The organism is Nonomuraea sp. KM88 (assembly GCF_052245635.1).
Lineage (GTDB): Bacteria > Actinomycetota > Actinomycetes > Streptosporangiales > Streptosporangiaceae > Nonomuraea.
The window spans coordinates 338,765-362,298 of record NZ_JBQQCC010000003.1 but is presented as its reverse complement, the minus strand read 5'-3'; the positions used below and the strand labels follow the sequence as shown (position 1 = coordinate 362,298).

2 protein-coding genes are annotated in these 23,534 nt (G+C 75.6%); one reads left to right on the top strand and one right to left on the bottom strand.

Annotation, left to right across the window (positions count from 1 at the left end; all coding sequences use genetic code 11):
* Positions 1–22,536, top strand: a complete 22,536-nt coding sequence (locus ACTWPV_RS11240; RefSeq protein WP_443151695.1) for an amino acid adenylation domain-containing protein — start codon at positions 1–3, stop codon at positions 22,534–22,536.
* Here the strand turns inward: ACTWPV_RS11240 and ACTWPV_RS11235 are convergent.
* Entirely contained in the window at positions 22,529–23,497 is a 969-nt protein-coding gene (locus ACTWPV_RS11235) for an ABC transporter substrate-binding protein (protein WP_347642819.1), read from the bottom strand. The two genes, ACTWPV_RS11240 and ACTWPV_RS11235, sit on opposite strands and share 8 nt — an antisense overlap.
* Between the last annotated feature and the right edge of the window lie 37 nt (positions 23,498–23,534).

Sequence of the window (23,534 nt, the reverse complement as noted above, 5' to 3'; positions counted from 1 at the left end):
ATGGAAGCGAACTCTCCCGCCAGGATCACCACGATCGCGGACCTGTTCATCGACCAGGTGCGCCGGACCCCGCAGGCGCCGGCCGTCGTCGCGCCCGGCGTGCGGCTGACGTACGCGGAACTCGGCGCCCGCGTCTTCCAGCTGGCGCAGCACCTGCACAGGCAGGGGCTGCGCCCGGAGGAGGTCGTCGCCGTCTCGACACCGCGCTCCGCCGAGATGGTCGTCTCCGTCCTGGCGATCATGGTGGCGGGCGGCGCGTTCGTGCCCGTCGACCCGGCCTGGCCGCCGGCGCGCCGCCGCCAGGTCAGCGCCGAGGCGGGGGCGGCCCGCACGCTGGGCGTGCGGGAGGTGGATCTGGGCTCCTGGGGGTACGCCCACGAGCCCGCCGAGCCGCCGCCCGTGTCCGTCCAGGGCGGCCGGCTGGCGTACGTGATGTTCACCTCCGGCTCGACCGGCACCCCCAAGGGCGCCATGATCCGCCACGAGGCGATCAGCCACCGCCTGCTCTGGCAGGTGGAGGAGATCCTCGGCTTCGGTCCTGGCGACGCGTCCCTGTTCAAGGCGCCGCTGTCGTTCGACATCTCCGTCAACGAGATCCTGCTGCCGCTCGTGTCCGGCGGCTACGTGGTGATCGCGGAGCCCGGGGGCGAACGCGACCCCCAGTACCTGCTGGACCTGATCGCCCGCGAGGGCGTGACGTTCGTCTACCTCGTGTCGTCGATGCTCGACGTCCTGCTCGAGATGGCCCGCGGGACCTCGCTGCTGTCCGGGCTGAAGCACGTCTGGTGCGGTGGCGAGGTGCTCACCCCGGAGCTGTTCGACCGCTTCCGCGGCCAGCTCTCGACGACCCTTTACCACGGGTACGGCCCGGCCGAGGCCACCATCGGCGTCTCGCACGTCATCTACCGCGACACCGCCGAGCGCATCGCGACCTCCATCGGCCGCCCCAATCCGCACACGCGGCTGTACGTGCTCGACGAACGCCTGGAACAGGTGCCCCCGGGCACGGCCGGCGAGCTGTACGCCGCCGGGTTCCTGCTCGGCCGCGGCTACATCAACGCGCCCGCGCTCACCGGCGGCCGGTTCGTCGCCGACCCGTTCGCCGCGGACGGCTCCCGGATGTACCGGACCGGCGACCTCGCCAGGCAGGCCCCCGACGGCTCGCTGGAGTTCGTCGGCCGCGCCGACCACCAGGTGAAGATCCGCGGCATGCGACTGGAGCTGGAGGAGGTCGAGGCCGCGCTCGCCACCCACCCGGACGTGCGGCAGGCCGCCGTCGTAGTGAGCGAGAACGGGCGGCGGCTCGTCGGGTACGCGAGGTCGAACGACGCCGTCCCGGCCGCCGAGCTGCGTGACTGGTGCGCCGGCCGGCTGCCGGCGTACATGGTGCCGGACGCGTACGTCGTCCTCGACCGCTTCCCCGTCACCGCCAACGGGAAGGTGGACCGGCAGGCACTGCCCCGGCCGGCCGAACCCGCGGCCGGCACGCGCGCGCCCCGCACCGAGCGCGAGCGTGTCCTGTGTGAGGTCTTCGCGCAGGTCCTGGGTGTGGCCGAGGTGGGGGCCGAGGACGACTTCTTCGCCCTGGGCGGCGACAGCATCGTCGCGATCGGCGTGGTCAGGCAGGCGCGGCGTGCCGGGCTCGCGGTACGCCCGCGCGACCTGTTCGCCCACCCCACCCCGGCCGCTCTGGCGGCCACGCTTACCGGCGTCGGCACCGCCTCGCCGCCCCCGGTGAGCGGGGTCGGCGAGGTGCCGCCGACGCCGATCATCGAGTGGCTCCAGGACCTCGGGCCGTCGATGGACGGCTTCTTCCAGTCGATGACCGTACGCACGCCCGCCGGGCTGACCGGCGACCAGCTGGAGAGCATGATCGACGCGGTGCTCGCCGCCCACGACCTGCTGCGGGCGCGGACGACCGGCGCCGGCCGCTGGACGCTCACGGTGCGGCCACCGGGGCAGCCCAGGGCCGCCGAGGTGATCACCCGCGTCGAGACCGCGGCCGACCTGGAACGGCAGGTCGCCGCCGCCCCCGGACGGCTCGACCCGGCCGGCGGGCGCATGCTCGACCTCGTCTGGCTCGACGCCGGAGCGCGCGCCCAGGGGCGGCTCGCGATCGTGGTCCACCACGTGGTCGTGGACGGCGTGTCGCTGCGCATCCTCCTGGAGGACCTCGCCCAGGCCTGGCAGGCGGCGCGGGCGGGCCGTCCCGTCGAACTGCCCCAGGCGCCCACCTCGTTCCGGCAGTGGGCGACCCGGCTGCGGGAGTGCGACTTCAGCGCCGGCGAGGACCACTGGCGGCGTACCGCGGCGGCGCCCGACCCGATGATCGGCGAGCGGCCGCTCGATCCGCGGCGCGACGTGGTCGCCACGGAGCGGTCGCTCACGGTCGAGATCCCCGCCGCGATCGCCGGCCGCCTGCTCGGCCCGGTCCCCGCCGCCGTCCACGGCGGGGTGAACGACGTGCTGGTCGCCGCCGCGGCGCGCGCCCTGGTCCGCTGGCGCGGCTCCGGCCCGGCCGTGCTGCTGGAACTGGAGGGGCACGGGCGGGAGGAGGAGGCCGCCGGCGACGCCGACCTGTCGCGTACCTTCGGCTGGTTCACCACCCTGTTCCCCGCCGTGATCGACCCCGGCTCCGGGACGCCGGGCGAGGCGGTCAAGGCGGTCAAGGAACAGCTCCGCCAGGTACCGCAACGCGGGCTCGGCTACGGGGCGCTGCGCTACCTCGGGGACGGGCCGCGCCCTGACCTGGCCGTGGCGCCGCAGGTGCTCGTCCACTATCTCGGCCGCTTCGGCACCCCAGCCGGCGACCGGTCCTCCGAGCGGCCTTCCGGTCGCGCCGGCGACTGGTCCGGTGATCCTGCCTCCGCTCGGGCCGAGGAGAGCGCCGGCGATCGGACCGGTGACTGGGCGCCTGCTGGTGGCGGCGAGATCGTGGTCGAGCGGCGCGATCCGCGCATGCCGCTGCCGCGCGTACTCGAGATCAACTCCGTCGCCGTCGACACGGCCGGCGGGCCGGTCCTGGCGACCACGTTCAGCTGGCCGGCGGGCGTGCTCGACGCCGGCCGCGTACGGGAGCTGGCCGCCCTGTGGACGCAGACCCTCACCGACATCGCCACCAGCGACACGGTCACCGGGCACACCCCGTCCGACTTCCCGCTCGTCCAGCTGGAACAGGCCGACGTGACCGCCATCGAGGCGGACACGCCAGGGCTGCAGGACGTGCTGCCGCTCTCGCCGCTGCAGACCGGCCTGTACTTCCACGCCACCCTCGACCCCGGCAGCGATCCGTACGTCGTCCAGCAGGTCATCGAGCTCACCGGGCCGATGGACGGCGAGCGCCTGCGCACCGCGGCAGAACGCCTGCTCGGCCGCCACCCCAACCTGCGCCCGGCCTTCCGCACCACCGGCGACGGGCAGGTGGTGTCGGTGATCGCGGGCCGTGCACAGGTGCCGTGGCGCAGCGAGGACTTCAGCGACGTCGACCTCGCCCAGCCCCTCCTGGAGGAGATCGCCGCGGCCGAGCGGTCGGCGCCGTTCGACCTCGCCCGGCCGCCGGCCATGCGTTTCGCGCTGGTGAAGTTCGGGCCGCGGCGGCACGCCCTCGTCCACACCGTGCACCACATCCTGGCCGACGGCTGGTCGGTGCCGCTGCTCCTGCGCGACCTGCTGGCCCTCTACGAGGACAGGCCGCTGCCCGAGCCGCCGCCCTACCGGGAGTTCCTGAGGATGCTCGCGGCGCAGGACACCGACACCGCGATCGAGGCGTGGGCCGAGGCCCTGTCCGGCGTTCGGGAACCGACCATGCTGGCCCGCGCGCTGGCCGGCGCGCCGGCCGTCCCGCAGACCGACGCGCCGGCCGTCCCGCAGGCCGGGATGACGGCTGAGGCGTTCGGCGGGCCCAGTGGCCGGACCGGTGGCGGGTCCGGGGGTGGCGGGTTCGGCCGGGTCCGGCGGGAGCTGCCGGGCGATCTCGGCGACCGCCTGCGGGCATGGGCGCAGGGAAACGGGCTCACCGCCGGCTCGGTGCTCGCCGCGACCTGGGGGATCCTCGTCGGGCGGCTGACCGGGCGCGACGACGTGACGTTCGGCTCGGCCGTGTCGGGCCGCGCGTCTTCCGAACCGGCGGGCATCGACGCGATGGTCGGGCTGCTGATCAACACCGTGCCGGCGAGGGTACGCTGGCAGCCGGCCGACCCGCTGGCCGAGGTGCTGCGCCGTTTCGCGCGTACGCAACGCGAGGTGATGGAGCACGAGCACGTCCCGCTGGCCGCGCTGCACCGCCGGCTGGGCGTGGCCGAGCTGTTCGACACCCTGGTGGTCGTCGAGAACCACCCGGAGCCCTCCGCAGAGCAGGGCGACCTCGCGGTCGCCGGGATCGACACGATCGAGGCGCCCCACTATCCGGTGACGCTGATGGCCAAGCCCGGCGACCGGATCGTGCTCACGCTGACCCACGACCGGCGGCTGGTCTCCGCGACCTCGGCCGACCTGCTGGTCGAGCAGTACGAGAGGCTGCTCGCCGCCCTCGCCGACGACGCCACGCTGACGTGCGGCCAGGTGGAGCTGGTGTCCGGCGAGCAGCGCCGGCACCTGCTGGCCGCCGGAACCGGAACCACCGCGGCAGTCCTGACCGCAGCCAATGCCGATGCCGACGCCGACGCCGGGACCGGCGCCGGGGCTGCGGGCGGTGGCGCCTCCGTGCTGGACCTGTTCGCCCGCCAGGTCGCGCAGCATCCCGCGCGCGCCGCCGTCATGTCCGCAGGGGTCACGCTCACCTACGCCGAGCTGGACGACCGGGCCCGGCGGGTGTGCGGCACGCTGGCCGCGGCCGGCGTACGGCGCGGCGACATCGTCGCGGTGGCGACGAGCCGTTCGGCGGACATGGCGGCGGCCCTGCTCGGCGTCATGCGGGCCGGGGCCGCCTACCTGCCCGTCGACCCCGGCTACCCGGCGGCCAGGATCGAGTTCATGCTCGGCGACGCGCGTCCGGCCTGCCTGCTCACCGACGAGGCGAACGCCAGGACGCTGCCCCCGCACGACCTGCCCTCCTTCACCGTCCGGGCCGCCGCCGCGGGCCAGGCCGCCGCGGGCCAGGCCGCGGCGGGCACGCCCGTGACGCCGCTGGACGCGGTCTCCGTCGTCTACACCTCCGGCTCGACCGGCCGGCCGAAGGCGGTGGTGGGCACCCACGGAGCGCTCGCCAACCGGCTCGCCTGGGCGGCGGCCGCCTGGGATGCGCGTGTGCGGCTGGCCAAGAGCTCGCTGAGCTTCATCGACGGTACTACCGAGCTGCTCGGCGGGCTGGTCGCCGGGGCGACGACGGTCATCGCCGGCGACGGTGAGGCCACCGACGGGGCGGCGCTGGCCCGGCTCGTGGAACGGTCGGGGGCGACCCAGCTGCTCGCCGTACCGAGCCTGGCCGCGGCGCTCGCCGACACGGCGCCCGAGCGGCTCGCCGCGCTCAACCGCTGGATCTGCAGCGGCGAACCGCTCGGCCGGGCCTGCGTACGCTCCCTGCGCCGGGCGTCGCCCGAGGCCAGGATCGTCAACTCCTACGGCTCGTCCGAGGTCGCGGGGGACGTGCTCCAGGGCGAGGTGGACCCGCGAGAGCCGGTGACGCTGGGCAGGCCGGTGCCGGGCACGCGGCTCTACCTGCTCGACTCCGCGCTCCAGCTCGTGCCGCCCGGCGCGCCCGGCGAGATCTACGTCGGCGGCGCGCAGCTCGCCCGCGGCTACCTGGGCCGGTCGGGGACGACCGCGGACCGGTTCGTGGCGGACCCGTTCGGCGACGGCGCCCGCCTCTACCGGACGGGAGACCTCGGCCGCTGGACGCCTGACGGGCGGGTCGAGTTCCTCGGCCGGGCGGACGACCAGGTGAAGATCAACGGTTACCGGGTCGAGCCGGGCGAGCTCGAAGCCGCGCTGATGCGCCGCGCCGGGGTCTGCGACGCGGCGGTCGCGGTCCGGGGAGGCGCGCTGCACGCGTACGTGGTGGCCGCGCCGGGCGAGGAGCTGGACCCCCAAGGGCTGCGCACCCTGCTCCGCGCCGACCTGCCGCACTACCTGCTGCCCGCGACGGTGACGGTGCTGGACCGGCTGCCCGTGCTGCCCAACGGCAAGCGCGACCGCCGCGCGCTGCCCGACCCGGAACCCGGCGTCAGGGGCGGGCCGCCGCGGACCGCCGAGGAGGCGATGATCTGCGCCCGCGCCGGCGCCCTGCTCGGCGTCGACGGTCTCGGCGTGCACGACGACTTCTTCACCGTCGGCGGCGACAGCATCCTCGCCATCCGCCTCGTCAGCCTGCTCGCCAGGGACGGCGTGGAGCTCACCACCGGGGACGTGTTCCGCCTGCGCACGCCCGCCGCCCTCGCCGCGTCCCTGCGGGAGGCGGAGCCGCCGGCCGAGGGGGGCGCGGTGGGCGAGCTCTGGCCGCTGTCGCCGCTCCAGCAGGGCGTCTACTACCAGGCGACCTTCGCCGACAGCAACAGCACCTACATCGCGCAGAACGTCTTCGACTTCGACCGGCGCGTCGACGTCCGCGCCATGACGGAGGCCTTCGCGGCGCTGCTGCGCCGCCACCCCACCCTGCGCGCGGGGTTCGCCGCCGACGGTGGCGCGCAACTCGTCGCCGCGGACGTGCCGGCCGAGGTACGGGTCGTCGACCTGACGGAGCAGGACGGCCGGCTCGACGCGGTGACGCGGGCCGACCGGGAGGAGCCGTTCGACGTGGCCCGGCCGCCCCTGGTGAGGCTGACCGTCGTACGCCTGCGGGACGGGCGCGACCGGCTCCTGCTGACCTCGCACTTCCTGTTGTGGGACGGCTGGTCGCGCGAGCTGGTCCTGCGCGAGTTGTTCGCGCTCTACGGCTCGGGCGGCACGCGCGCCGCGCTCCCTCCGGCGGAGAGCACGTTCGCCGACTACCTCACCTGGATCGGCACGCGCGACCGCGACGCCTCCGCGGCCGCCTGGCGGGCGGCCCTGTCGGGAGTCGACGGGCCGACCGTCCTGGCGCCGGAGGCCGCCGGCCGCGAACCGGTGCCGTCCGAACGCGTCCTCGCCGCGCTGCCCGCCGAGGTCACCACACGGCTGGGCGAGCAGGCGGCCCGCGGCGGCGTCACGCTCAACGCGCTGCTGACCGCCGCGCTGGGCATCCTGCTCGGCTACGAGTCCGGCCGCCAGGACGTGGTGTTCGGCACGACCGTGGCCGGCCGCCCGGCCGAGCTGCCCGGCATCGAGAACGTGATCGGCCTGTTCCTCAACACGGTCCCCGCCAGGGTCGCGCCCTCGCCCGGCGCCACCGTGCTCGACCTGGCCCGCCGCGCCCAGGACGACCGCGTCGACCTGGCGCCGCACGAATACCTCGGCCTCGGTGACATCCACCGCGCGTGCGGCCAGGAGCAGCTGTTCGACACGCTGTACGTGCTGCAGAACTTCCTGACCGACACCACGTTCACCGACCTGGAACGCGAGCACGGCATCGTCGGCGTGGACTACACCGACAGCACCCACTACCCGTTCACCTGGGTGCTCACCCCCGGCGCCAACCTGTGGATCAAGCTGGAGTACCGGCCCGACGTGCCCGAGCGCGACGCCCGGCGGATGGTGCGCCGGTTCACCCGGCTGCTGGCGACGCTGGCCGACGGCCTCGCCGTGCCGGTCGGCGCGCTCGACCTGATGCTCGACGAGGAGCGCGACGAGCTGGCCCGGCAGTGGGCGGCGGCCGAGCATCCGATCGGCACGGCGACGATCGCCGACCTGCTGGCCGAGCGGGCCCGCGCGTGCCCCGACGACGTGGCCCTCGTCTTCGGGCAGCGGCGACTGACCTACGCCGAGCTGGACGGCCGGATCAACCAGTGCGCCCGGCTGCTGCGCTCGCAGGGCGCGGGCCCCGGCGGGATCGTCGCGCTCGGGCTGCCCCGCGGCGTCGAGATGGTCGTCTCGCTCTTCGGCGTCCTGCGCGCCGGCGCCGCCTACCTGCCGCTGGAGCTCGACCATCCGCTCGACCGGCTGGCCGCCATGCTCGACGACGCCCGGCCCGTCCTCCTGGTCTGCGCCGATCCGGGCTCGGCGCTGGCCGAGCACCAGCGGCGGCTCGGCGGGCGGTGCGTGCTCCCGGACGTGGACGGCTTCGCGGCCGGCCCGCTCACCGTGGACGTGCCGGGCGACCTGCCCGCCTACGTCATCTACACCTCCGGATCCACCGGCCGGCCCAAGGGAGTGGTGACGCCCTATCGCGGGCTGACCAACATGCAGCTCAACCACCGGGCCGAGATCTTCGGCCCGGCCGCGCGCCGGACCGGGCGGCAGCGGCTGCGCATCGCGCACACCGTGTCGTTCTCGTTCGACATGTCGTGGGAGGAGCTGCTGTGGCTGGTCGAGGGCCATGAGGTGCACATCTGCGACGAGGAGCTGCGCAGGGACGCCACCGCGCTCGTCGCGTACTGCCAGGCCAACGGGATCGACGTCGTCAACGTCACCCCGACGTACGCCCACCTGCTGTTCGAGGAGGGCCTGCTCGACGGCGGGCACGCCCCGTGCCTGGTGCTGCTCGGCGGCGAGGCCGTCAGCGAGAGCGTCTGGGAGCGGCTGAGCGAGCCGGACGGCCCCGAGGGATACAACCTGTACGGGCCCACCGAGTACACGATCAACACGCTCGGCGCGGGCACCCGCGACAGCGCCACCCCGACCGTGGGCCGTCCCATCTGGAACACCCGCGCGTACGTGCTGGACGGGTGGCTCCGCCCCGTGCCCGCGGGCGTGATCGGCGAGCTCCACGTGGCGGGCGCCGGCCTGGCGCACGGATACCTGCACGCCCCCGGGCAGACGGCCGCCCGCTTCGTCGCCGACCCGTTCGTGCCCGGCGGGCGCATGTACCGCACCGGTGACCTCGTACGCCGGCGCGAGGACGGCAACCTCGACTTCCTCGGCCGCGTCGACGACCAGGTGAAGATCCGCGGGTACCGGGTCGAGCTGGGCGAGGTCGAATCGGCGCTGTCGGCCCACCCGCGGGTGCGCCAGGCCGCCGTGGTCGCCCGCCCCGATCCCGCGGTGCCGGGGCTGAGGAAGCTGGTCGCGTACGTGATCCCGGCGCCCGGGGGCGCCCGCGACGAGCTCGCCGCCGCCCTGCGCGCGGCGCTGGCCGAGCGGCTGCCCGGCTACATGGTCCCCGCCCTGTACGGGGTGGTGGACGAGCTGCCGCTCACCGTCAACGGCAAGCTCGACGTGGCGGCGCTCCCCGAGCCCGTCGCGCCCGGCGGCGCCGCGCGGCAGGCGCCGCGCGGCGAGCGGGAACAGATCCTGGCGGCCATCTACGCCGAGGTCCTCGGCCTGGCCGAGGTCGGCGCCGACGACGACTTCTTCGCCATCGGCGGTGACAGCATCTCCTCGATCGCGGTGACGGGCCGGGCGCGCAGGGCGGGCATGAACCTCACCCCGCGCGACGTCTTCCGCCGCCGCACCGTGCGGGCGCTGGCCGCCGCCCTCCCGCACCCGCCGCCGGGGGAGGCGCGCGATCCCGGCGTGCCCGCGACCGGGGTCGTGCCGCTCACCCCGATGCTCGCCGAGACGATGCTGGCCCGCACGCCGTTGGAGCGCTTCTACCAGTCGATGGTCCTGCCGGTCCCCGCCAGCCTCGGCGCACGGCAGGTGGAACGGGCGGTACGGGCGCTCTGCGTCCGCCACGACCTGCTGCGGGCCAGGCTCGACCGCGACGGCGACACGTGGACGTTGTCGGTGCCGCCGCCGGAGGGGTTCGACGCGTCCGCGCTCTGCACGCGGCAGGAAGCACCCCGCACCGGGGAGGACGCAGGGGAGGACGCCGAGGAGGTGGCCAGGCGGCTGGACCCGGAGCGCGGGATCATGCTGCAGGCGGTCTGGTCCGACGCCGGCCCCAACCCCGGTCACCTGCTGCTGGTCGTCCACCACCTGGTCATCGACGGCGTCTCCTGGCGCGTGATCGCCGACGACCTCGCCCGCGCCTGGGCCGACCTGGCGGCCGGCCGCGACCCCGCGCCGGACCCGGTGCCGACGTCCTTCCGCGCCTGGGCGTCGGCGATCCAGGACGCGCGTCCCTCCTTCCGGGACGAGGCCGGATACTGGCGCGACGTCCTGGCCACCGACGATCCTCCGCTGGGCGCCCGCCCGCTGGACCCCGCGGTCGACACGGCCGCCACCGTCCGGTCGCTGACCGTGTCCCTGCCCGTGGAGACGAGCGCGGCCCTGCTGGGAGCCGTGCCCGCCGCGATGCACGGCGGCGTCGACGACGTGCTGCTGACGGGCTTCGCCGTCGCGCTCGCCCGGTGGCGGCGCGTGCACGGGCGCGGCGACGGCTCCGCCGTACTCCTCAGCCTCGAAGGCCACGGCCGCGACGGCGACCTCGCCGGCGGCGCCGACCTGTCGCGAACCGTGGGCTGGTTCACCGCCATCCACCCCGTACGCCTCGATCCCGGGCCGCTGAGCTGGGACGAGGTCACCGCGGCCGGCCCGGCGCTGGCCAGGGCCGCCAGGGCCGTCAAGGAGCAGCTGCGCGCGGTGCCGCGCAAGGGGTTCGGCCACGGTGTCCTGCGCCACCTCGACGGGCTCGATCTCCCGCAGCCGCCGCAGATCCTCTTCAACTACCTGGGCCGTTTCGCCGGCGGCGGCGAGACCCTGCGCGAGGGCGTCCACCCGGACAACCCCGCGATGGGATTGGAGGTCAACGCCCTGGCCCAGGACGGACCGGAGGGGCCTTCGTTCTCGGCCACGCTGTCCTGGCCGTCCGGCCTCATGGCGGACGGAGAGGTCGCCGACCTGGCCGGGTTGTGGCTGGCCGCGCTGACCGCCCTGACCCGCTGCGGCGACCTGGCCGGGCACACCCCGTCGGACTTCCCCCTGGTCGCGCTCACGCAGGAGGACGTCGACCGGTTCGCCGGCGCCCGCGACGTCCTGCCGCTGCTGCCGCTCCAGGAGGGCATGTACTTCCACGCGTCCTTCGGCGCCGGCCACACCGACACCTACGTGGTGCAGCAGGTGGCCGAGCTGTCCGGCCCGGTCGACCCGGCGGCGCTGCGCCGGGCGGTGACCGCGACGGTGCACCGCCACGACGCCCTGCGGGCGTGCTTCCAGGAGCTGGCCGACGGCCGGGTGGTCCAGGTGGTCGCCGGCACGGTCGAGGTGCCGTGGCGCACGGCCGACCTGAGAGGGCTGGACGCGGACGAGGCGCGCGAACGGCTGGCCGAGCTGGCCGCCGCCGAGCTGGCCGAGCCGTTCGACCTGGCGGCCGCGCCGCTGCTGCGCTACGCGCTGGTCTCGCTCGGCGACACCGACCACCGGCTCGTGGAGACCATGCACCACATCATCGCCGACGGCTGGTCGTACCCGCTGGTCTTCGGCGACGTCGTCGAGGCCTACGAGCGCGGCGCCGCGCTGCCCGCGCCCGTGGTGACGTTCCGCGATCACGTGGAGGCGGTGGCCGGGCTGGACCGGGCCGCCGCCCGCGAGGCGTGGGCCGCCGCGCTGGCCGGGGTCGGCTCCGGGACGCGCCTGTTCCCGGCCACGTACGCGGTGTCCAGGCACGCGAGCGTGCACGGCGAGCTGCCCGCCGGCCCGGTCGCCGCCGCGGCCCGCGAGCGGGGCGTGACGGTGAGCACCCTCGTGCACGCGGCGTGGGGCCTGCTGCTCGGCCGGCTGCTCGGGCGGGACGACGTGGTCTTCGGCTCCACGGTGTCCGGCCGCGGCGGGCGGCTGCCCGGCGTCGAGACCGTCGTCGGCCTGCTGATCAACACCATCCCCGTGCCGATGTCCTGGCGGCCTGACGAGACCCTGGGGGAGATCGTCCGCCGCCTGCACGGGCAGCAGGGCGACCTGCTCGACGCCCAGCACGTCGGCCTCGCCGAGCTGGCCCGGCTCGCGGGCGTCCGCGAGCTCTTCGACACCATGGTCGTGGTGGAGAACTTCCCCGCCGCGCGCGGGGGCGAGCGGTCCGGGCTGGCGCTGCGCGGCTTCACCGGCACGGACTCGCCGCACTACCCGGTCTCGCTGGTCGCCTTCCCCGGCGAGCGGCTCGCCCTGGAGATCAAGTACGACGTGGAGCTGGTCGGGGAGGAACGCGCCAGGACCCTGCTCGACCTCGTCACCCGGGTGCTCGACCAGCTCGTCACGGCCCCGGACACGCCGGTCTCGCGGCTGGCCCTGCTCACCGGCGCCGAACACGAGGCCGCCCCGTCCCAGCCCTCCGCTGCGCCGGCCGCCTCCTCGGCCGCCTCCTCGGCCGCCTCCTCGGCCGCCTCCTCGGCCGCCTCCTCGGCCGCCGGGGCGCCCGCCGCCGCGGGGACGCTGGCCGGCGCGTACGCCGCCGCCAGGCCCGAGCCCGCCGCGACCGCCGTGACCTGGCGCGACACCTCGCTCACCCACGCCGAGCTGGACGCCGCCGCCACGAGGCTGGCCCGGGTCCTGGCCGCCAGGGGAGTGGGGCCCGAGACGCGGGTCGCCGTGGCGCTGCCGCGTTCGGCCGGCCTCGTCGTCGCGTTGCTGGCCGTCGTCAAGGCGGGCGGCTGCTACGTGCCGCTGGACCTCGACGCCCCGGCCGCCCGGCTGGCCTTCATCCTGGACGACGCCGCGCCGGCGTGCCTGCTGACCGAGCCCGCCACGCTGGCGGAGCTGCCCGGGACCGGGGTGCCGATCGTGCTGCTGGACGACCAGCCGGACGACCGTGACGCCGCCGCCCCTCTCACCTCGGCAGGGACGGACAACACGGCGTACGTCATCTACACCTCCGGCTCGACGGGGACGCCCAAGGGCGTCGAGGTGACGCACCGCAACGTGCTGTCGTTGTTCGCCGCGGCCGGCGAGCTGTTCGACTTCGGGGACGCCGACGTGTGGACGATGTTCCACTCCGCCGCGTTCGACTTCTCGGTGTGGGAGCTGTGGGGCGCGCTGCTGCACGGCGGGCGGCTGGTCGTCGTCGACCGGGAGGTGGCCCGCGACCCGCGGCGGTTCCTCGGCCTGCTGGAGCGCGAGCGGGTGACCGTGCTCAACCAGACCCCGTCGGCGTTCCACCCGCTGGCGGAGGCGGCGCAGGGCGAGCTCGCCCTCCGGTACGTCGTCTTCGGCGGCGAGGCGCTGGACCCCTCCCGCCTGGCGTCGTGGCAGCGCCGCCACCCGGCCGCCCGGCTGGTCAACATGTACGGCATCACCGAGACCTGCGTGCACGTCACCTTCAGGGAGCTCACCCCGGACGACACCCGGGGCGAGCCGGCCGGCACCATCGGCGGGCCGCTGCCCGGCCTCGGCGTCCACCTGCTCGACCGCTACCTGCAGCCGGTCCCGCCGGGGGCGACGGGCGAGGTGTACGTGGCCGGCGACCAGCTGGCCCGCGGCTACCTCGGCCGCCCGTCGCTGACCGCCGCCCGCTTCGTGGCCGACCCGTCCACCCCCGGCGGCCGCCTCTACCGCAGCGGCGACCTCGCACGCCGGAATCCCGGCGGCGACCTCGTCTACATGGGGCGGGCCGACCAGCAGGTGAAGGTACGCGGCTACCGCATCGAGCTCGGCGAGATCGAGGCCGCGCTGCTGGCGCTGGACGGCGTCGCCGGCGCCGCGGCGGCCGTGCGCGAGGACCGGCAAGGCCGGCGGCGGCTGGTGGCCTACGCGGTCCCCCGGCCGGGCACGCGGATCGACGTGGACGCGGTGCGGTCGCACCTGTCGCGGTCGCTGCCCTCGTACGCGGTCCCGGCGGCCGTCGTCCCGCTGGAGGAGCTGCCGCTCACGGTCAACGGCAAGCTGGACAGGGACGCGCTGGCCGCCGTCCCGCTCACGGCGACCGCCGCCCGTACGCCTGCCTCGGCACCCGCCGCCCGCACCGCGGCCTCCGCGACGGCGCCGGCCGGCGGGGACGCGGTGGCGGCGCTGTGCGCGCTGTTCGACGAGGTGCTGCAGGTGGACGCGGCCGGCCCCGACGACGACTTCTTCCACCTCGGCGGTGACAGCATCATCGCCATCCAGCTGGTGAACCTCGCCAGGCGCCGCGCGTTGCACCTGTCACCGCAGGACGTGTTCGTCCGCAGGACCCCGGCCGCCCTCGCCCGCGCCCTGGGCTCCGGGCCCGAGCCCGCCGTACCGGAGAACGCCGCGTCGGACGGCGTCGGCGAGATCATGCTCATGCCGATCGTGCACCGGCTGGCCGAGCTGGGTGGCACGATCTCCCGGCTCAACCAGGCCGAGCTGCTGCGCACCCCGCCGGGCATGACGCGCGAGCAGGCCGCCCAGCTGATCCGCGCGCTGGCCGACCGGCACGACGCGCTCCGCCTGAAGCTCAGCAGGCCCTCGCCGCTGCTGTGGTCGCTGGAGGCCCGTCCGGCCGGCGACCCGCCGGAGCCCGGCGTGCTGGCGGTCGACGCGACCGGGCACGACGACGACGGCCTGCGCGCGCTCATCGCCGCCGAGTCCGACGCCGCCGCCGGCCGGCTCGACCCGGACGCCGGCCGGATGCTCCAGGCGGTGTGGTTCGACCGGGGGCCGCACCGGCAGGGCAGGCTCCTGATCGTCGCCCACCACCTCGCCGTGGACGGGGTGTCCTGGCGCATCCTCGTCGACGACCTGCGGCAGGCGTGGGACGCCGTCGCCGTGGGGGAGCGGCCCGCGCTCGACCCGGTCGCCACCTCCCTGCGCGCCCACGCGCGGGCGCTGACCGAGAACGCCGCCCAGGCGGCCAGGCTGGCGGAGTTCGAGCACTGGGCGGACACGCTGCGCCCGGGCGGCGAGCTCGACCCGGCCGCCCCGGCCGTCGGGCTCACCGTCGGGGCCACCCGCGACCACGTGCTCCGCCTGCCGCCCGACGTGACGGAGCCGCTGCTCACCACCGTCCCGGCCGCGCAGCAAGGAGGGGACGTCACCGGGACGCTCGTCGCGGCGCTGCACGCCGCGGTCGCCCGCTGGCGCTCCGCGCGCGGCCTGGACACGGACGCGCCGCTGGTGCTCGACCTGGAACGGCACGGCCGCGCCGGCGACGCGGGCCTGTCCAGGACGGTCGGCTGGTTCACCGCCATCGCCCCCGTACGCCTGCCCGGCGGCCAGGCCACGCCCGGCGAGGTGCGCGAGGCGGTGCGGGCGGCGCCCGACGGAGGGCTCGGGTTCGGGCTGCTGCGGTACTGCAACCCGCGGACCGCCGCCGCGCTCGCCCGGCTCGGCACGCCCCAGCTGCTGTTCAACTACCTCGGCAGGTTCCCCGCCGGGGGGACGCGCGACTGGGACACCGCGCCGGAGGCCGCGGCGCTGCGCGTGGCTCCCGACCCTGACCTGGGGACCCCGTACCTGCTGGAGATCAACGTCGCCTGCCACGACACCCCGGACGGTCCCGAGCTGCACGCGGTGTTCACGTACGCGGAGGGCGGGCTGGGCGCGGACGACGCCCGCCTGCTCGCCGACGGCTGGGGCGCCGCGCTGCGCGACCTGGCCGCGGGCCGTCAGGCCGGGCCGGAGCAGTGGGCGCTGTCGCCGCTGCAGGAGGGGCTGTTCTTCCAGGCGCGCTACGCCGGCGACGCCGACGTGTACGTGGCGCAGAACGCCTTCGACTTCGCCACCCGCCTCGACCTGCCGGCCCTCCGCCTGGCGTACGCGGCCCTCCTCGACCGCCATCCCACGCTGCGTCTCGGCTTCACCGCCGGCGAGGGGCACCGTCCCGTGGCGGTGGTCGGCACCGGCCTCGACGCCGCCGTCGGCGTGGTCGACCTGTCCGCGGACGGCTCCGGGCTGCCCGAGGTGATGGCGGAGGACCGCAGGCGGCCCTTCGACCCGGCCCGCCCGCCGCTGTGCCGCCTGACCGTGGTCCACCTGCCGGGCGGGCGCGACCGCCTGGTCCTCACGTACCACCTGCTGCTGTGGGACGGCTGGTCGCGCGAGCTGGTGCTGCGCGAGCTGTTCGCCCTGTACGACTCCCGCGGCGAGCGCCCCGCCCTCCCCACGGGCGGGGCGACGTTCACCGACTACCTCGCCTGGCTGGACCGCCAGGACGCCGGGGCCGCGGGCAGCGCGTGGGCGCGGGCCCTGGCCGGCGTGGAGCCCACCGTCCTGTTCCCGGCGGCGGCGGGTACCGCCCCCGTGCCGGCGACCAGCCTGTCGGCGCGGCTGACGGAGGAGCAGACCCGGCAGGTCACCGACCGGGCCCGCCGCTGCGGCGTGACGCTCAACGCGATGCTCACCACCGCCCTCGGCATGGTGCTGGCCCACGCGTCGGGCCGCCGCGACGCCGTGTTCGGCACGACGGTCGCCGGGCGGCCGACCGAGCTGGACGGCATCGAGTCGGTGATCGGGGTGTTCCTCAACACCGTGCCGGCCGTGGTCCGGCTCGCCCCCGGCGATCGCGCGCTGGACGTCATGAAGCGGGTCCAGGCCGAGCGCGTGGAGCTGATGCCGTACGAACATCTGGGGCTCGGGGACATCCAGCGGGCGGCGGGCCGCGACGCCCTGTTCGACAGCCTCTACGTGCTGCAGAACTTCCTCGACGACGACACCTTCACCGACCTGGAGGAGGCGCACGGCGTCGTCGGCGTGTCCAGCGTGGACGCCACGCACTACCCGCTCACGTGGGTGGTCACCCCCGGCGCGCGGCTCACCCTGCGGCTGGAGTACCGGGGAGACGTCGTGGCGCGGGAGCAGGCGCAGGCCCTGCTGGCCCGGCTGGAGCACGTCCTGCTCCGCCTCACCGCCGACCCCCGGGCGACCGTGGCCGACGTGCCGCTGCTCCCGGCGGGGGAGAGCACCTCCATGGACGGGGTCACCGGGCCCGTCGGCGAGGACACGATCGCCGACCTCCTGGCGGCCCAGGCCGGCAGGACCCCGCACCGGCCCGCGCTCACCTTCGAGGACCGGACCCTGACCTACGCCGAGCTCGACGCGCGGGTGAACCAGATCGCGCGGTCGCTGCTGGCCGGGGGCGCGGCGCCGGAGAAGATCGTCGCGCTCGCGGTGCCCCGCTCCGTCGACATGGTCGCCGCGCTGTTCGCCGTGCTCCGCACCGGGGCGGCGTACCTGCCGCTCGAACTCGACCACCCCGACGAGCGGCTGCTCGCGATGCTGGCCGACGCCGGGCCCGTCCTGCTGGTCACCACGCGGGGGGTGGCGCCCAGGTTCGCCTCCCACCCCGTGGCCGGGCTGCTCCTGGACGACGTGTCGGGGCCCACCGGCCCGGTCGACGTCCCCCGCACGGCGGGACGGCTCGACCATCCCGCGTACGTCATCTACACCTCAGGCTCCACCGGCCGTCCCAAGGGAGTGGTCACGCCGTACCGCGGCCTGACCAACATGCAGCTCAACCACCGCGAGGCGATCTTCACGCCGACGGTCGCGGCGGCCGGCGGCCGGGTCCTCACCATCGCCCACACCGTCTCCTTCTCCTTCGACATGTCGTGGGAGGAGCTGCTGTGGCTGGTCGAGGGCCACCACGTGCACGTCTGCGACGAGGAGCTGCGCAGGGACGCCACGGCGCTCGTCGCCTACTGCCACCGCCACCGCGTCGACGTGGTGAACGTGACGCCCACCTACGCCCGGCACCTGCTCGACGAGGGACTCCTCGACGGGCCCCACCGGCCGCCCCTGGTGCTCCTGGGCGGCGAGGCGGTGCCCCAGTCGTTGTGGTCGGAGCTGCGCGAGGCCGAAGGCGTGCACGGCTACAACCTCTACGGACCGACCGAGTACACCATCAACACGCTCGGCGCGGGCACCGCCGACAGCGCCACCACCACGGTCGGGCGGCCGATCCGGAACACCCGCTGCCACGTACTCGACGCCTTCCTCCGCCCGGCTCCCGTCGGGGAGCTCTACATCGCCGGCGCCGGGCTGGCCCGCGGCTACCTCGGCCGCCCCGGGCTGAGCGCCGAGAGGTTCGTGGCCGACCCGTTCGTGCCCGGCGGGCGCATGTACCGGACCGGCGACCTGGTCCGCGTCCGCGGCGACGGCAACCTCGACTTCCTCGGCCGCACCGACGACCAGGTCAAGATCCGCGGCCACCGGGTGGAGCCGGGCGAGGTGGAGGCGGCCGTCACCGCCCGGCCGGGCGTCCACCAGAGCGCCGTGCTCGCCGTGCCCGACCAGGCGGGGGGCGGCCGGCTGGTGGCCTACCTCGTCCCCGACCGCCCGGTCGACCCCGACGCGCTGGCCGCCGAGGTGCATCGCGAGCTGAAGGCCGCGTTTCCCGGCCACATGGTGCCGGCGGCGTACGCGGTCGTGGACGCGCTGCCGCTCACCGTCAACGGCAAGCTGGACACCTCCGCGCTGCCCCCGCCCCGCGCGCTCGCCTCCAGCTCCCGGCCGCCCGCGAACGAGCGGGAACGGCTGCTGTGCGCGCTGTTCCGCCAGGCCCTCGGCGACGGCGAGGAGGTGCGGCCCGAGGACGACTTCTTCGACAGGGGCGGCCATTCGCTGCTGGCCATCCGGCTGCTCGGCCTCGTCCGGGCCGCGACGGACGCCGACCTGTCGCTGCGCGACCTGTTCGACGCGCGTACCCCCGCCCGGCTCGCCGACCGCCTCGCGGACCGCCTGGCGGAGGTGGCGGCTCTGCCTGCCGGCCTGCCGGCGAGCCCCTCAGGAGGTTCAGCGGCGAGCCTCTCAGCGGGTGCAGCGGCGGGCCTCTCAACGGGTGCATCGGCGGGTCCGGCGGCGGGGAACGCGAGGCCCGCGATCGTCCGCCGGCCGCGCCCCGACCGCGTGCCGCTGTCGCCCGCGCAGGAGCGGCTCTGGCTGCTCCAGCAGCTGGACCCCGCCTCGACCGCCTACACCTACCCGCTGCTCGTCCGCCTGCGCGGCGGCGTCGACGCCGCCGCCCTGCGGGCGGCGCTCCGTGACGTGGCGGGCAGACACGAGGTCCTGCGCACGGTCATCGACGAGGGGCCCGCCCAGCGGGTGCTGGCCGAGCCCCGCATCGACCTGGCCGTCGTCCGCCGCGCCACGGCCGCTCCGGCGCTCGCCGAAGCGCTCGCCCGCCCCTTCGACCTGGCCGCAGAACCGCCGCTGCGGGCCACCCTGATCGAGGAGCAGGACACCGGCGACACGGTGCTGGCCCTGGTGATGCACCACATCGCGATGGACGAGTGGTCCGACGGCCCGCTGCTGCGGGACCTCGGCACCGCCTACGCCGCCCGGCTGGCCGGGCACGCCCCCGGCTGGGAGCCGCTGCCCGTGCAGTACGCCGACTACGCGCTCTGGTCGCGGCTCGACGACCGGCACGACGACGACCGCGCCTACTGGGAACGGCGGCTGCGCGGCCTGCCCACCCGCATCATCCTGCCCGCCGACACACTCGTCGACACACCCGTCGATACGCCCGCCGCCCTGCCCGCTGGCCTGCCCGGTCACGGGGCCTCGCGGGCCCGCGGCTCCCGGCCTGCCGGGCAGGTGACCGCCGAGCTGCCGCCCGAGCTGGTCAACGCGCTGCGCGGGCTGGGACGGGCCGGGTCGGCCAGCATGTTCATGGTGCTGCACGCGGCGCTCGCCACCCTGCTGTCCCGCCTCGGCGCCGGCACCGACATCCCGATCGGCACCCCCACGTCGGGCCGTGCCGACCCCGCGCTGGGCGACCTCGTCGGCTTCTTCGTCAACACCGTCGTGCTGCGTACGGACCTGTCCGGCTCGCCCACGTTCACCGAGCTGCTCCGCCGGGTGCGCGAGAGCGACCTGGCCGCGTTCGAGCACGCGCACCTGCCCTTCCAGCAGGTGGTGGAAGCGGTCAACCCGGCCCGAGCGCAGGGCCGCAACCCGCTGTTCCAGGTGATGCTCGGCTACCTGCACCGGCCGGCCGGCCGCGACACCCTGCTCGGCCTGCCGGTGAGGGAGGCGCCCGCGGTCGCCGCCGATCCCAAGGTGGACCTGAACGTCACCTTCGTCGACGGAGAGCCGTTCGAGGTGATCCTCGAGTACGACGCCGGCCGGTTCCGGCCCGAGACGGCGCGGCGGCTCGTCGAGCGCCTCCTCGTCCTGCTCGGCGAGGTCGCCGCCCGGCCGGACGAGCCGGTCGAGACCGCCGGCGTGCTCGCGGAGCGAGACCGGGCCGACCTGGCCCGGTGGCAGGACGGCGGGCCGCCGCGGGCCGGCGGGTCCCTGTGGTACGAACGCTTCTCGGCGCAGGCGCGGCGCACCCCCGACGCGGACGCCTGCGTCTTCGAGGGCGAGACGATGAGCTACGCCGAGCTCGACGCCGCCTCCGACGCCTTCGCCGCCCGGCTCGGCGGCCTCGGCCCCGAGGACCTCGTCGGGATCGCCCTGCCGCGCTCGGCCGGGCTGCTGGTGGCCGTGCTGGGCGTGGCCAAGGCGGGGGCCGCCTACCTCCCCCTCGACCCCGCGTTCCCCGCCGAACGGCTGCGTTTCATGGTGGCCGACGCGCGACCGGCGGCGATCGTGGTGGACGACCGCACCCGCGAGCTCTTCCCCGAGGGCATCACGCTCGGCGGCGGGCCCGCGTCCTTCGTTCCGCCGCCGCGCGACCCCCGCTCGGCCGCGTACGTCATCTACACCTCCGGCTCCACCGGCCGCCCGAAGGGCGTGGTCGTGACCCAGCACGACCTGGAGTGTTTCCTCGGCGCCCTCCCGGTGGCCGGGCCGGGCGAGCGGCTGCTCGCCGTGACGACGCTCTCCTTCGACATCTCCGTCCTGGAGCTGATGGGGCCGTTGCAGGCGGGGGGCTGCGTGGTGCTGGCCTCCGGCGCGCAGGTACGCGACCCGAACCTGCTGGCCGGGCTGCTCCGTGCGGAGCGGATCACCGTCATGCAGGCCACGCCGTCGTTGTGGTCCACGCTGTCGCCCGACGTCCATCCGGCCCGCGTCGATCAGCCCAGCGTCGATCTGGGCGGCGTCGACGTGCCCGGCGTCGATCTGGGCGGGGTGCGCGTCCTGGTCGGCGGCGAGGCGCTGCCGCCCGTCCTGGCCCGCGAGCTGACCGCGCGCGCCGCCTCCGTGACCAACGTGTACGGCCCGACCGAGGTGACCGTGTGGGCCACCGCCGCGACCGTCCGCCGGGACGAGCCTCCCACGCTCGGCCGGCCGCTGCCGGGAACGGCCGCGTACGTCCTGGATCCGGCGCTGCGCCCCGCACCTCCCGGCGTCGCCGGTGAGCTGTACCTCGGCGGGGCCCAGGTCACCCGCGGTTACCTGCGCCGCCCCGGTCTCACCGCGTCCAGGTTCGTCGCCGATCCCTTCACCGGCGGGCGGATGTACCGTACCGGCGACCTCGCCCGCTGGAACGGCGGCGGCGAGCTGGAGTTCCTCGGCCGGGCCGACCAGCAGGTCAAGGTGCGCGGTTTCCGCATCGAGCCGGGCGAGGTCGAGGCGGTCGCGGCGACCTGCCCGGGCGTGTCGCGGGTCGCGGTCGCCGCCCGGCGGGACCGGCTCGTCGCGTACGTCACCGCCCCCGCTCCCGCGCTGCGCGACCATCTCGCGCGGCGGCTGCCCTCCTGGATGGTGCCCGCCGCGGTCGTCGTCCTCGACGCGTTGCCGCTCACCCCGAACGGCAAGGTGGACCGCGCGGCCCTGCCCGAGGTGGACGTCGCGCCGGCGGCCACCCGGGCCGAGCCGCGCACGCGTACCGAGGAGGCCGTCTGCGCCGTCCTGGCGGAGGTGCTGGGCGTCGGACCGGCCGGCTCCGTCGGCGTCGACGACGACTTCTTCGCCCTCGGCGGCCACTCACTCCTGCTCGTGCGCCTGGCGGCCGCCCTGCGCGCCCGGCTGGGCGCGGACATCCCGGTCGCGGAGCTGTTCACCGCTCCCACCGCGGCCGCCCTGGCCAGGCGGATCAGCGGCGGCGTTGCCACGTCCGACGCCATGGCGGAACTGCTGACCCTGCGGCCGGGCGACGGCACCCGGCCGCCGCTGTTCTGCTTCCCGCCCGCCAGCGGGCTGAGCTGGCCGTTCGCCCCGCTCAAGCGCCACCTGCCGGAGGGCGTCCCCCTGTACGGCCTGCAGTCGCCCCGCCTGAGCCGCGAGAGCGGCCTGCCCGCGACCATGGACGAGCTCGCAGCGGAGTACGCCGGCCTCATCGCCGGGGTGGCCCCGGACGGGCCGGTCGCCCTGCTGGGGTGGTCGTTCGGCGGCGCGGTCGCGCACAAGGTGGCGGTGCGGCTGGCGGCCGAGGGCCGCGACATCCACCTCCTCGGCATGCTCGACACGCCGGTGGAGGTGCCGGGGGTCGCGGGGGACGTCGCCGCGCTGCTGGCCGAGATGGGGTACCGGATGCCGGACGAGCGCATGTCCGCCGCGGACGCCGTCGCCTTCCTGCGCGGCATGGGCGACGGCGTCGCGGTGCTGGAGGACGAGCAGATCGAGCGGGTCGTGGAGAGCTATCTGGCCGGGGACCGCATGATGGAGCGGGCCACGTACGACGTCTACCCCGGCGACGTGCTCTTCGTCGACGCGACCGTGCCCGAGCAGGGGTTCGCCGGCGCGGCCTCGGAACGGTGGAGGCCGTACGTGGCGGGGGAGCTGCGCGTGGTCGCGGTGGGGTGCCGGCATTCCGAGCTGCTGGACGCCGGCACCCTGGAGATCCTCGGGCCGCTGCTGGCCCGCCTCATGTGACGGCGGACAGGTCCTTGACCGGGGTCGAGGGGTCCATGTCGACGGCGTTCGCGAGCTGCGGCACGAGCACGTCGAGCGCGTATAGCAGCGCGTCCGGCCCGCTGTAGGACAGCGCGCCGCCGAGCGGGGTGGAGAAGTCCGTGTAGATCGTGCGGTCGGTCTTGACCACCTTCAGGCGGGAGAAGACCGGCGACTCCAGCATCGTGGCCTTGGTCGCGCCGTTGACGAACAGCACGTCCCTGTCGAGCAGGTCGAGCCGCTCCTCGCTGATCTCCTCCGACTCGCTCTGGGCGGCGAAGCCGAGCGCGTCGAACAGCGCGCGGCGCGGGTCGCGGGCCGGGATCAGCCAGTGCTGCCCGTTCTCCGGCCCGAAGTCCACCACGAGGACCTTCCCGGCGAACTCGGGATGCGCCTGCTTCGCCTCGGCGATCTTCGCGTTGACCTTGTCGACGAGCGCCTGCGCCTCGGCGGACCTGCCCAGCGCCTTGCCCGTGGTGAGCGTCTGGACGTCCCACGGGGTCTGCTCGTCGGCGTGGTCGCCCGACTGGATCACCGTGGGCGCGATCTGGGAGAGCTTGTCGTACGTCTCCTTGTTGACGGTCTCGTAGATGGCGATGATCAGGTCGGGCCGCTGCTTGATGATGGCCTCGAAGTTCAGCTCCGCCGAGAACGTGGACAGCTGCCTGCCGCCCAGCGCCGCCTTGACCCACGGGAAGCTCGTGTACTCGTCGAACCACGCGCGCGTGCTGACCGGCACCACGCCCAGCGCGAGCGCGAAGTCCTGATCGTTCCAACCGACGGTGACGACCCGGGACGGCCTGGCCTCGATCGTGGTGCTGCCGAACTTGTGGTCGATGGTGACCGGGAAGGCGGGATCGGCGGGCGCGGCGGCCCGCGGCGCCCCGGCCTGCGTTCCCGCCGAGCAGGAGATCAGCGAAGCCGCCAGGAGAAGGCCTGACACGGTGCTGATCAAGGCTCGCCGGAGCGCGCGGAAACTG